At 44.3% G+C, this 12182-nt stretch carries 9 protein-coding genes; 4 read left to right on the forward strand and 5 right to left on the reverse strand.

Translation table 11 applies throughout. The features are described 5' to 3' along the window. Positions 1-2: 2 nt before the first annotated feature. The 4 genes from AZI86_RS08365 to AZI86_RS08380 all read right to left on the reverse strand — a co-directional run bounded on the left by AZI86_RS08365 (position 3) and on the right by AZI86_RS08380 (position 5974). Positions 3-839, reverse strand: a complete 837-nt coding sequence (locus tag AZI86_RS08365) for a CheR family methyltransferase (RefSeq protein WP_061834598.1) — start codon at positions 837-839, stop codon at positions 3-5. Further along, positions 836-4183, reverse strand: a complete 3348-nt coding sequence (locus AZI86_RS08370) for a response regulator (protein WP_061834599.1) — start codon at positions 4181-4183, stop codon at positions 836-838. The genes AZI86_RS08365 and AZI86_RS08370 overlap by 4 nt, the downstream gene beginning before the upstream one ends. Positions 4184-4566: 383 nt before the next feature. Further along, a complete protein-coding gene (locus AZI86_RS08375) occupies positions 4567-4926 on the reverse strand; it encodes an arsenate reductase family protein (RefSeq protein WP_061834600.1) in 360 nt (119 codons plus the stop codon). Further along, positions 4919-5974 (reverse strand): agmatinase family protein, encoded by a 1056-nt coding sequence (locus tag AZI86_RS08380; protein ID WP_061834601.1) that lies wholly within the window; start codon positions 5972-5974, stop codon positions 4919-4921. Before AZI86_RS08380 ends, AZI86_RS08375 begins: the two co-directional genes overlap by 8 nt. A 148-nt stretch (positions 5975-6122) precedes the next feature. Here AZI86_RS08380 and AZI86_RS08385 point away from each other — a divergent pair, with 148 nt between their 5' ends. The 4 genes from AZI86_RS08385 to AZI86_RS19510 all read left to right on the forward strand — a co-directional run bounded on the left by AZI86_RS08385 (position 6123) and on the right by AZI86_RS19510 (position 10202). Beyond that, on the forward strand, positions 6123-7745 hold the full coding sequence (locus AZI86_RS08385) for a peptide-binding protein (protein WP_061834602.1): 1623 nt from the start codon (positions 6123-6125) through the stop codon (positions 7743-7745). A gap of 56 nt (positions 7746-7801) precedes the next feature. Further along, positions 7802-8836, forward strand: coding sequence for an ABC transporter permease subunit (locus AZI86_RS08390; protein ID WP_253715829.1), 1035 nt, complete (start codon positions 7802-7804; stop codon positions 8834-8836). Then, entirely contained in the window at positions 8833-9861 is a 1029-nt protein-coding gene (locus AZI86_RS08395; protein WP_061834603.1) for an ABC transporter permease subunit, read from the forward strand. The genes AZI86_RS08390 and AZI86_RS08395 overlap by 4 nt, the downstream gene beginning before the upstream one ends. A 128-nt stretch (positions 9862-9989) precedes the next feature. Continuing rightward, complete coding sequence (locus AZI86_RS19510; protein WP_081111818.1) at positions 9990-10202, forward strand: transposase; 213 nt, start codon at positions 9990-9992, stop codon at positions 10200-10202. A gap of 70 nt (positions 10203-10272) precedes the next feature. Here the strand turns inward: AZI86_RS19510 and speA are convergent, their stop codons facing one another. Beyond that, entirely contained in the window at positions 10273-12177 is a 1905-nt protein-coding gene (gene speA / locus AZI86_RS08400; RefSeq protein WP_061834604.1) for a biosynthetic arginine decarboxylase, read from the reverse strand. Positions 12178-12182: the final 5 nt, after the last annotated feature.

Genomic DNA, 12182 nt, shown 5'->3' on the forward strand with positions numbered 1-12182 from the left:
GCTTAATTAACTCCGTTTTTAGTTTGAAGCCAATTTTTTTGGTAAATCTTGTTCTCTTTATCAAGGCAGTTGAAATTGTCAGCAAATTCCGAAAAACGCGTTGTTTCTTTGCTCCCCAAAGCTAGAAAACAGCGCGGAGCCAAAGATTGATGGAATAAGCTCATGGCTCTATCTTGCAATTCTCGGTTGAAATAAATCAAGACATTGCGACATAAAATTAGATTTGCCTCAATAAAAACGCCGTCCGTTGCTAAGTTGTGTTCCGCAAAGACCACGTTTTCACGCAAAAAGCTTCTCATACGGGCACGGTTATATTCTACGGTATAATAATCTGAAGGACTGCCTTTGCCGCCCGCGGCCACGTAATTTCGGGTGAAGTCTTTGATGCTATCAATATTGTAAATGCCTTCTTTAGCCATTTTCAGTGCGTGGGTGTTGATATCGGTGGCAAAAATCGTTGAGCGCTCTAAAAGACCTTCTTCGTTTAATAAAATAGCCAGGCTGTGGACTTCTTCGCCTGTACTGCAACCCGCAATCCAGATATTCAGATTGGCGTAAGTCTTTAAAATCGGGACGATGTTTTGTCTTAACGACAAAAAGAACGTGGGATCCCGAAACATTTCGCTAGTGGTGATCGTAAAAGTTGGCAAAATCCTATGGAAAATTTCAAAATCTTTTAAAACGATCGCTAGTAAATCAACTTCGCTTTGAATTCCCAGAGACTTCATAATCTGATCAATACGACGATTTAAGGCGACTTCCGAATATTGTCGAAAATCGTAGCCATATTTCAGATAAATACCTTCTAAAAGAAGATGTCTTTCGACGGATTCGATCACGCAAAGATCTCTTTTTCTTTAACCCAAACTTTTAATACGGTCATGAGACTCGCAATATTGATTGGCTTTGGTAAGTAGTCATTGGCGCCCGCCTCCAGGGCCTTTTCGTGATCACCTTTCATGGCTTTGGCAGTTAAAGCAATGATCGGGGTGGCTTTACGGAAATCCAACTCACGAATCTGCGCCATGGCCTGAAAGCCATCCATACGTGGCATCATTAAATCCATTAAGATGACGTCATAACGGTCTGGTTTGTTGCAGGCTTCAACCGCTTCAACTCCGTCACGGGCGACGACAACCTGAAATCCTTTGCTTTCAAGAACATGGGTCAAAGCAAAAACATTGCGAAGATCATCGTCCACTAAGAGGGCTCTTTTGCCTCTGAATAGGTTTTCTGAAAGACGCAAGCTTCTTAAAATTTCACGTTGTGAGTCATGCAAGCCATCTTCCACGCGATGCAGGAATAAATTCACCTCATCTAAAAGACGCTCTGGTGAACGAGCCCCTTTTAGAATGATACTTTCAGAATATTTTCTTAAGTATTCTTCCTCGCGACGAGAAAGATCTTTACCGGTATAAACAATCACTGGCGGCAAAGGAATGTTCATTTCGTCGAGTTTTTCTAAGAACTCTTTTCCCGTCATATCCGGCAGAGCTAAATCAAGAACGATACAGTCATAGCGTTTGGCGCGAACGGCTTGTAAGGCAAGCTCTCCGGTGCCTACGGCATCAAGCTTGATGTCTGGTCCATTTAAGAGCTGTTCAATTGCTTCACGTTGAGTAACGTTATCTTCGACGACTAAAAGATTGCGCGTAGATTCGGTTGCTTTTAAGTCAAGCTGGCTAAGGGCATCGCGAAGCTTATCAATGCTGACTGGTTTGCCAAGAAATCCCATCGCTCCCATACGCAAAGTATAGCGCGAATAATCCATCGCGGAGATCATGTGAACCGGGATGTGTCTGAGGTGGGGCATTTCTTTGATAGTTTCTAAAATACCAAAGCCACTAATGCCAGGAAGTTTAATATCAAGCATGATTGCCGTCGGCGTAAAGCGTTCTAGCAATTGTAGCCCCATTTCACCGGTGTTGGCTTCCAATGCCGTGAAACCATAAGTTTCAGCCGTTTCGGCAACGAGGTGAGAAAAAACTTGATCGTCTTCAATAATAAGCAAAGTCTTTTTTGCTGCGTTAGCTTTGGCCAAAAGAGATAGAATCTCTGGACTGGCATCTTCTGATTTAATAGGGGTGGGGACAGGGCGCGCGATTTCTGGGCCGGGACGATCCTCCGTAAAATGCAAAGATTGGTTTGGAATATTTACGGGTATACGCAAAGTGAACTCGCTGCCGCGACCTTCTTCAGATTGGACGGAAATTTCACCACCTAAAAGCAGACTGAGTTCCCGTGAAATTGTCAGACCTAAACCAGTGCCGCCAAATTTTCGCGAAATAGAACTGTCACCTTGTTCAAAGGCATTAAAGATCAGGTCTTGTTGAGCCTTCGGAATTCCGATGCCGGAATCGCGAACGCGGATATCGATATATTCTTTGTTATTTAAAGATCTAGCTACGCGAACGTCGATAGAGCCTTTTTCCGTGAACTTTATTGCGTTTGAAATAAAGTTGCGCAGGATTTGGCTGATACGTTGCGGATCGCTATTGATGATTAAATTTTGGATGTCGGGTTCAATCTGAAAATTGAAATCTAAGTTTTTCTTAGAGATTTGTGGCATGAACGTGGATTGAAGCTGCGCCATCAAAGTCTGCAGAGAGAAAGCTTCCGCGCGAATGCTCAAGCGACGAGCTTCAATCTTAGAAAGATCTAAAATATCATTAATAAGTGAAAGGAGATCATTTCCGGAGTCATAAATCGTGCTCGCAAAAGTTTTTTGCTGCTCATTCAGATTGCCTTCTTTATTTTCACGCAACAAGGTCGCTAAGATTAGCAGACTATTCAGTGGTGTTCTTAGTTCATGCGACATTTTGGCTAAGAAATCAGACTTATATTGATTCAAACGTTCAAGTTCAGAATTGCGTGAATTCAACGTCTCTTGTTGAACCTCAAGTTGGCGGGCTTGTTCTTCAAGTTCCTCATTGGATACGCGAAGTTCTTCTTGTTGAACTTGCAGTTCTTCGGCTTGTTGTTGAGTTTTTTCTAACAACGCTTGTAGGCGGAAGCGGCTTTCTGAAGAGTGAACCCCGTTGGCGATAACCTCACGAACTTTTTCAAAAAGTTCCATCGTTTCTTTGTTGGGTTCTTCAAAAAGAGCCATCTCGATGATGGCCACGTTTTTGCCGAAATGGCTTAGTGGCATCATTAATAGCGAACGAGGTTGTTTTTGACCTAAACTGGACCCCACCCAGAAATAGTCTTGAGGCAGTTCATTGATCACGGTCATTTTTTTATTGCGAATAGCTTGTCCTAAAAGACCATCACCCATTGGAATGATCGAAGCAACGCGGCTGTATTCCCCGGACACACGCCCATAGTTTGCCGCCAGACGCAGTTGATTGCCCTCAGCCACATATAAAGTGGCAGCGGGAATATTAAAATGTGTGGCGAAGAATTCTAAAGTGGCGTTTGAAAGGGACTGAGTATCGGTGTCGCCAGCGACGAACTGAGACAGCTCTGTCAGGCGCTCCTGAGACCAAAGCTGGAGTTTTTGCAATTCCGACTCTATCAGGGCCGCAATATTAGCGCGACGGATGAAGTAGTAGGCTGCCGCAGACAGTAGCAGGTTAATAATCGTCGCGGCGATGATAGACCAATATCCTAAGGACTGGCTGTTGCGGGTTTGTTCAGATCGAACTGCCAACAGGCGACGCTCTTGTGACTTCATTTCATCCACAAGCTTACGAAGGGCATCCATCGTAGATTTGCCCTCGTTCAAAGTGCCTTTGCGGGAAAGAATTCCGCTTGTAGCAGGGGCGGCCATGGCCGCAGAGGTTCCTTTGATTGCGTCGGCTAAGATTTGGAGGCGCTTTTGAATGATGTCTTGCAAAGCGGCCAAGCTGTCCTGCTGAGCGCGGTTGTCGCCAGTAAGCTGTTTAGCTAAGCGAAAGTGCGCCCACACTTCGGTGGTACCTTCATAATACGGCTCCAGGTAACTCGAGTCGCCGGTCAAAAGGTAACCCCGCATCCCTGTTTCAGCGTCCTTGACCGATGACAGGATAAGTTCCAGTTCTGACAAAACATCATTGCTGTGCTGCAGCCAAGCTTCGTTTTCACGAGCCTTCTGGAAAGAAGAAAAAAGATAGGCTGAGTTAAGGACCATCAAGAAAGTGGCCGCCACAAAAAAGACATTCAACCCGGTGAATTTAGCTGAGTTTTTTATTCTATTCCGCATATAGGATGCTCTTATCAGTGTGGGGGCAAAAAGACCACCTTGAGAATCCACATTAGGGAAAAAAGTGAGTGCCCTAAATGAAATTTCACCACTTTTTGACGGATGACAGGCAAAAAATAAATTCGTTACAGTTTGTTTCGCCCCCGTTGCTTTTTGACATTTTAATGGAGGGCTGGGTTTTCGAGACTCTTTGAGAAGTCTGTGGCATTCTAAATAAAAGAGATCGGAGGACTTATGATCAGCCTTACTGTCGTAATTCTTTTTTTCGTCTTGGTATTTGCTTCCCTTTATTTAATTTTCGGGACGACTCGGAATTCCCATTTAGCGAAAGCTAGACGGCGCCATCCTCACAAAAAGCAGACGCAATGAATATTGCGCCTGCTTTAGAAATTCTCTTTCCATTCGTCTTCTTTAAAGCCGACAAGATGAATGTCGTCGCCGATGACGAAAGGCCTTTTCACCAGCTTTCCGTTGTCGGCCAAAAGTTTTAAAGCTTCTGTTTCGGAAAGATTCGGAAGCTTTTCGCTTAACTTCATTTCTTTGTAAACCAAGCCCGAAGTATTAAATAAATTGCGGATACTGCCGCCATTTTCTTTCACAGAGGCCAACATCTCTTTAAGCTCTTTCATCGAAGGAGGTGTGTCGACGATGGCCATCTTTTGATACTTCACTTTTTTGCTGTCCAAAAACTTCAATGCTTTTACACAAGTTGAGCACTTGGCGTATTCGTAAATTTTAAGCATTGGATTTCACCAACCAGCCGCACATTTTATACAAAATACGCGCGCCTACGTTGCCGTCCCATTCCACTTCGTGTTCAGCAAGGCCGCCCGTTGAAACCTCATTCAAATCAAAAGCGATGATTTTGCGACCTGAGTTGTGGACTTCGCGGAATAAAAAGAAGACCTGATCTACACTCAAACCACCTGGAACTGGTGTTCCCGTATGGGGGCAGAAAGCAGGGTCTAGCCCGTCGATATCAAAGGAGATGTATACGTTTTGCGGCAAATCTTTAATGATGTCTTGGCAAAGCTTTTCCCAAGTTTCCCCTTTGAGCATGCGACGTTTAAGCTCAAGGTCATAGTGAGTTTTGATATCTTCGCGAGAGTTGCTAAAGTCGTATTCTTCTTCGCAGAAATCGCGAATTCCCACTTGCACCAATTTTTTTGGTTTTTTCGCGTCCGTCATGACGTTGTACATGATTGAAGCATGGGACTGTTTGAAGCCCTGATAGCCTTTGCGTAAGTCGGCGTGAGCATCTATGTGTAAAACACCAAAGTCGCCTTTGAACTTGTTGCTCACCGCACGGATGGCTCCAAGCGGGGTGGAGTGGTCGCCGCCCACAAGTCCTAAAAGCTTTCCTTTTTTAAGGACGTCAGAGCATTGGTCATAAACCCATTGGGTCATATTTTCACAAGCCACATTCACTTCGCTTGCTAATAAATCCATTTTGGCGTGGTCTTCGCTCATGCTGGTGCGCATTTCAATCAGTTCTTGTGCAACCGCTTTAAAGCGATCATTCATTTGGCAAAGATCTTCCGGGAAGTCGCGCATGTGATAACCAACTTCGTAAGCTTTACCGACTTCGATATCAAAAAGGTCAATCTGTTCACTGGCTTGGCGGATGATCTTGGGTCCGCGGGAGGCGCCCTCGCCGTAAGATGTCGTTACTTCCCATGGCACTGGTACTAAAATGACTCTAGATTCCTCTTCCGTCATTGGGATGCCGAAGATGCCGAACTCAGCGGAAATAGTGGTGGTGGGGTCGAACTTGACGTTCTTCTCAGACATATATTGCTCCTTAGGAATGCTCTGGGTTTATAGCATTTAAGCCGCGCGTCAATCGAGCAATAACTTGATTATTTTTAGCTCATAAACCATTTTAACCGCACCTTGGGAACTATTGAAATTCCCTACGAAATTCTTTGGAGGATACACAATGAATATGAAGGGTCTCCTAGCTTTATTATTAAGCTCAGCTATGGCAGCTCCCGCTTTGGCTCTTGCACCGAATGCATCAGCTCCACAAGGCGGCAATTTCGTCATCAACTTAGGTGGAGAGCCACCGACAGTTCATCCGATCACTAGCACTGATACATACAGCCGTGCGGTTCAGGGTTATGTGTGTGAAGGCTTAGCGACTCGTGACTCTGAAACTTACGACTGGAAACCTCGTTTGGCAGAGAAGTGGGAAATCTCCAAAGACAATAAAACATTCACATTCTTCTTGCGCAAAAATGCTGTTTTCCATGACGGAACACCGGTGACTGCGGAAGACGTGAAGTTTTCTTTCGACGCGATCTTTGAGCCAAAATATGAAGCGGCTCATCTTCGTCCTTACTATGAAGGTTTAACGAAAGCGGAAGTGGTTGATGCTCACACCATCAAATTCACCGCCAAAGATCTTTACTTCAAAAACTTTGAGTCTGCGGCGACATTGACCGTCATTCCAAAAGCGACTTACAGCGATGTTGAAAAGTCTAAAAAAATGAACCGCAGCTTGAACTGCTCGGGCCCATACCAATTGTCTAAATTTGATCGTGGTCAATTGATCACTCTTAAGAAGTTTGACAAGTGGTGGGGTATCAATGACCCAATTTACAAAGGCACTTACAACTTCGATACTGTGACAATGCGTTTTTATAAAGATGAAAACGTGCAACTTGAGCGCGCTAAAAAAGGCGAGCTTGATTACATCGATTTACGTATTGAAGCTTTCATGAAAAAAACCGAGGGTGCTCCTTGGGGTAAAACAGTTATTAAGCACAAAGTGGCTAATGATGCTCCTAAATCTTACGGCTTTGTAGGTTGGAACTTCCGCAAAGAATTGTTCCAAGATAAAAATGTTCGCGTGGCTTTGGCACACTTGTTAAACCGCGAAGAAATGAACAAAAAATTCCGTTACGGTATGTCGGATCTTGCGAACGGTGCTGTTTACATCCGTTCAGAGTTCAACCCAGGCAACAAAGCTTTGGAGTTCAGCCCTAAGAAAGCTCAAGAGCTTTTGGCTAAGGCAGGTTGGACTGACGCTGATAAAAACGGTGTTTTAGAAAAAACTGTGAATGGTAAGAAAACTGAATTCAAATTCACATTGATCTATCCAAATAAAGACGTTGAAAAATACTGGACTCTTTACCGCGAAGACTTGAAAAAAGCCGGTATCGACATGGAATTGAAATACCTAGAGTGGAACTCATTCCTTAAGTTGATTGATGAAGGAAACTTCGACGCGGTGACTTTGGCTTGGGGTGGCGGTTCGGTTGAACCAGACCCAAAACAAATCTGGCATTCTTCGGGTGCCGTAGCCGGTGGATCTAATTTCATCGCTTACAAAAACCCTGAAGTTGATAAACTTATCGACGAAGCTCGTGTTGAACCAAACCGTGCTAAACGTGTGACTAAGTTGAAAGAAGCTTACAAAAAAATCGCGGAGGATGCTCCTTACGCATTCTTGTTCAACGATAAGTATGAATTCTATGCAAATTCTTCACGCATGGGCTCTCCAGGCGAGACATTTAAATACGAAGTTGGTACAGACTACTGGTGGATGAAGCCTCAATAGGCTTCGTTCACTAATAATTGTACATTTTGTCTCTCTAGAAAATTGGGAGTAGCGCCTTGGTCGTTTACTTAATTCGCCGATTATTACTGATGATCCCGACATTTTTCGGGATCACGATTGTGACTTTTGCCCTTATCAATATGGCTCCAGGTGGGCCTATCGAACAAAAACTGCAAGCCATTCGCTTTGGTAGCGGTGGTGGAGGCGGGGGTTCTACTGGTTCTTCTGTTGGCAATCGCGGCGACTCCGCTGTGAACGAAGAAGTTATTGAGGCTCTTAAAAAACAGTACGGTTTTGATAAGCCTCTTCATGTGCGCTACCTGATCTGGCTTAAAAACTTAAGTCGCCTGGATTTCGGCGAAAGCTTTACTTACCAGGAACCAGTGACTGATGTGATCATCAGTAAATTCCCAGTTTCTTTGACCTTCGGTCTTACCTCATTGTTTTTAACTTACCTCATTTGTATTCCGTTGGGGGTCAGTAAGGCCACCAAAGCAGGGGGTATTTACGATCGACTGACCACGTTCGGATTGAATCTGACATATTCCATTCCACCTTTAATTTTGGGTATTTTCTTAATCGTTGTGGTTGCAGGTAAGTGGAATTTGGCTCCGCTCGGGGGATTTCAGTCTGATGACTATGAATCTTTGAGTACTTGGGCGCGTTTCACTGATCGCCTTCATCATATGATCTTGCCTTTGCTTTGTTATATGATTGGTGGCTTTACAGAGCTTTCTACGTTGATGCGAAATTCGATGCTAGATGTGATTAAGTCTGACTATGTTCGTACGGCACGGGCGAAAGGTCTTTCTGAGCGCAAAGTTATCTTTAAGCATGCCCTTCGCAATGCTTTGATCCCAATTGCAACGGGCCTAGGTGGATTCTTCGGAGTTTTCTTAGCGGGTTCGTTGATTATTGAACAGATCTTTAATTTAGATGGTATCGGTCTTTTAGGATATCAATCCATTATGTCGCGTGATTATAACGTGATCATGGGACTGACGTTCATGTCGTCGATGGTACTGATGTTAGGTCGAATTTTCTCTGACGTTATTTATGTGATGGTTGACCCAAGGATTGATTTCAAATGATCGACCCAATTCAAAAATACCTTATTAAGAATGAGCTGACCTTAAAACGTTACCGACGTTTTAAAAAGGACCGAGTAGCTGTATTGTCCGTTTGGATCTTGCTAACCATGTTCTTTTTCAGCTTTACTGCAGAGCTGTGGGCTAACAATCATCCCCATGTAATTAAATACCACGGTAAATTGTATTTCCCTTTATTTAAGGATTATCATCCGACAGAATTTGGGCGCGACGACATCTATGTGATGGATTATCGTGCGCTTAAGCTGGCGGAAGGTGATTGGGCGGTTTGGCCATTGATTCAATGGAATGCTTACGAAAGTAATAAAACTGTTGATACGTATCCATCTCCTCCCTCCAAGAGCAATTGGTTCGGCACGGATGAAAGTGGTCGGGATGTGACAACTCGCGTCCTTTATGGTTTCCGTTATTCGATGATGTTCTCTTTGGGTGCTTGGCTTGCGTCTTATGCGATCGGAATCTTGTTGGGATCCATCATGGGTTATGCGGGAGGTAAAACGGATTTGATTGGCCAGCGTATTGTAGAAATCATCGAAAGTATGCCTATCATTCTGATCTTGTTGACGATGATTTCGATCTTTACACCGTCGTTGTTGTTCCTAGTGCTGTTTTATTCCATCTTCTCTTGGACGGGTATTTCGGCTTACATGCGTGCGCAGTTCTTACAACTGCGTAAACGTGAATACGTCGAAGCAGCGCAAGCTTTAGGTGCCAATCACCGGCGTGTTATCGGGAAGCATATTTTACCCAACGGCTTAACTCCGATTATCACATTCTCTCCATTTGTGATTTCTGGGAATGTTTCGGTTTTGTCTTTCTTAGACTATTTAGGTTTAGGTTTGACGCCACCAACTCCGTCTTGGGGTGAGTTGTTAAGCCAGGCGCAAAAATGGTTCACAATTGCTCCGTGGTTGGTCTGGGCGCCATTGATAGCTCTTTTTGTAACTTTGTTGTTATTGATCAATATCGGTATCGCCGTTCGCGACGCCTTCGACTCTCGAATGTAAGGTACCAGCTTCTTTCCGTCGAATTTCCGGTACATAAAAAGCGCTTGGAAACAGGCGCTTTTTTTATTTGTCCGAAATGCCACAATCGCGAATGGTTCGACCTTCCCATGTCGCAAGTTTGAGAGACCATGTCAAACTACTTGTGCTTTATCCATCACGCTTACAAGGGGGAAATTTATGCCTTTGTCTTAATGAGTAATCACTTCCACCTTTTAATCCGCTTTCCTGAAAACAATATGTCTGAAGCGATGACATATTTTATGCGAGAGTCTTCCAGAATGATTTCCCGGCAGGCGGGGCGAATCAATCAAACTAAATACAAGTCCGTCAGAACAAGATAAAAAAAAGGGCGCATCGTAAGACGCACCCTTTTTATGTACCGAAATTCGACGAAAAGAAGCTGGTACCTTCTTATTCTGGTTCTTCGAGGTAGGTGTAGCCGGAAAGTCCTTCTTCGTAGTGTTTGATCAAAAGCTTGGCTTCTTGCTTTGTGATCGAACCTTTTTGAATAGAATCTTCGGTCGCTTGGCGAACGTTATCAACCATCTCAGATCTTCCGTACTGCACGTAAGAAAGAACTTCCGTCACGGTGTCGCCCGGAACATAGTGATCAATGGTGTAGCCCATGTCGTTTAATGAAATATGAACGGCATCGGTGTCACCAAAAAGATTGTGCAAGTCGCCAAGAATCTCTTGGTAAGCGCCCGTTAAGAACACGCCCAAGTAATACTGTTGCCCATCGGTGAATTGGTGAAGACGAACTGTTTCTTTAGGTTCACCAGATTCAGTGTCGATGAATTTTTCAATCACACCGTCAGAGTCACAAGTTAAGTCTGCCAAAGTCGCCTCACGCACAGGCTCTTCGCCCAAGCGGTGAATGGGGATCACTGGGAACAATTGTCCCACGGCCCAAGAATCCGGAAGAGATTGGAACAAAGAGAAATTTGAATAATAGGTGTCGCAAAGCTCTTTGGAAAGAGAAGAAATAATGTCTTCTGTATCTGGCGTAGTTTTGGCGATTTTTACCATTTTGGTAGAGATGGCGAAATACATCGATTCACACCAGGCGCGTTGTTCAAGAGTCAAAACGCCATAAGTGAACAGCTGCAAAGTTTCTTGCTTAGCTTGTTCTAAGTCATTGAAGCATTCGTTGATATTGTCTTTGTTCACCTTTTCAAAGATGTACTGCATATCCCGCATGATTGATGGATCCGTTTTCGTCGCCGGACGAGGCGGTTCATGGCGGTGAAGGTCGTTCACTCCCATAACATTGAAAACCAAAACGGAGTGATGGGCCACCAAGAAGCGACCGGATTCCGTCACAATACTTGGATGAGGAATTTCTTTTTCGTCACACAGAGTTTGCAAAACAGACACGATATCGTTGGCATATTCTTGTTCAGAATAGTTCACCGAGCTGTCAGAGTGGCCAGAGCCATCGTAATCGATTCCTAAGCCGCCACCCACGTCGATGTATTTAAGACCGGCACCCATTTTATAAAGTTCAGTGTAAAAACGCGCGCCTTCTTTAAGGGAGGACTTAATTGACTGAATTTGAGGTACCTGAGAGCCGATGTGGTAATGAAGAAGCTCAAGACAATCCAGCATGCCTTCTTTTTTTAGAAGCTCCACACCTTCGACGATTTCCACCGCCGTTAAACCAAATTTAGAACGAGCGCCGGAAGAATCAACCCATTTACCCGCACCTTGCGTGTTTAATTTCGCGCGGAAGCCGATTTTGGGGCGAGTATTGAATTTCTTAGCGGCATTGATGATCAGTTGCAGCTCTTCTTTGCGGTCCACAACGATGATCGTGTTGCGACCTAGTTTTTGTGACAAGATCGCAGTCTCAATATACTCAACGTCTTTAAAGCCGTTGCAGATAATCAAAGCATTTTCGGTGTTCATAAGCGCAAGCACCACCAGAAGTTCTGGTTTAGAACCGCACTCAAGGCCCATTTTAAAGCCTTTTCCGTATTTTACCAACTCTTGCACCAAGTGACGTTGTTGATTCACTTTGATTGGATAAACGCCGCAATAATTGCCCTTATAACCGTGGTCGGCAAAGGCTTTTTGAAAGCATCCATTCAGCAATTCCACACGGGATTTAATAATTTCAGGAAAGCGGATCATGATAGGAACGCGGATGCCGCGATCCAAAAGATCTTGGGTCAGTTCGTAAAGATCAACTGAAGGGCCTGAGGCTCCCATGGGCGTCACCGAGACGTTGCCTGCTCCATTAATTCGGAAATAACCATTACCCCAGTTATTAATTCCATATAAAGCGGCGCTTTTCTCTGGACTCCAGTTGCTCATCTTCG

It is taken from the genome of Bdellovibrio bacteriovorus (genome assembly GCF_001592735.1).
Classification (GTDB): Bacteria; Bdellovibrionota; Bdellovibrionia; order Bdellovibrionales; family Bdellovibrionaceae; genus Bdellovibrio; species Bdellovibrio bacteriovorus_D.

Bases quoted from the DNA above. Each gene is read 5' to 3' on its own strand.
- AZI86_RS08370 (WP_061834599.1), bottom strand. From the start codon at position 4,183: ATGCGGAATAGAATAAAAAACTCAGCTAAATTCACCGGGTTGAATGTC.
- AZI86_RS08375 (WP_061834600.1), bottom strand. From the start codon at position 4,926: ATGCTTAAAATTTACGAATACGCCAAGTGCTCAACTTGTGTAAAAGCA.
- AZI86_RS08380 (WP_061834601.1), bottom strand. From the start codon at position 5,974: ATGTCTGAGAAGAACGTCAAGTTCGACCCCACCACCACTATTTCCGCT.
- AZI86_RS08385 (WP_061834602.1), top strand. From the start codon at position 6,123: ATGAATATGAAGGGTCTCCTAGCTTTATTATTAAGCTCAGCTATGGCA.
- AZI86_RS08395 (WP_061834603.1), top strand. From the start codon at position 8,833: ATGATCGACCCAATTCAAAAATACCTTATTAAGAATGAGCTGACCTTA.
- AZI86_RS19510 (WP_081111818.1), top strand. From the start codon at position 9,990: ATGTCAAACTACTTGTGCTTTATCCATCACGCTTACAAGGGGGAAATT.
- speA (WP_061834604.1), bottom strand. From the start codon at position 12,177: ATGAGCAACTGGAGTCCAGAGAAAAGCGCCGCTTTATATGGAATTAAT.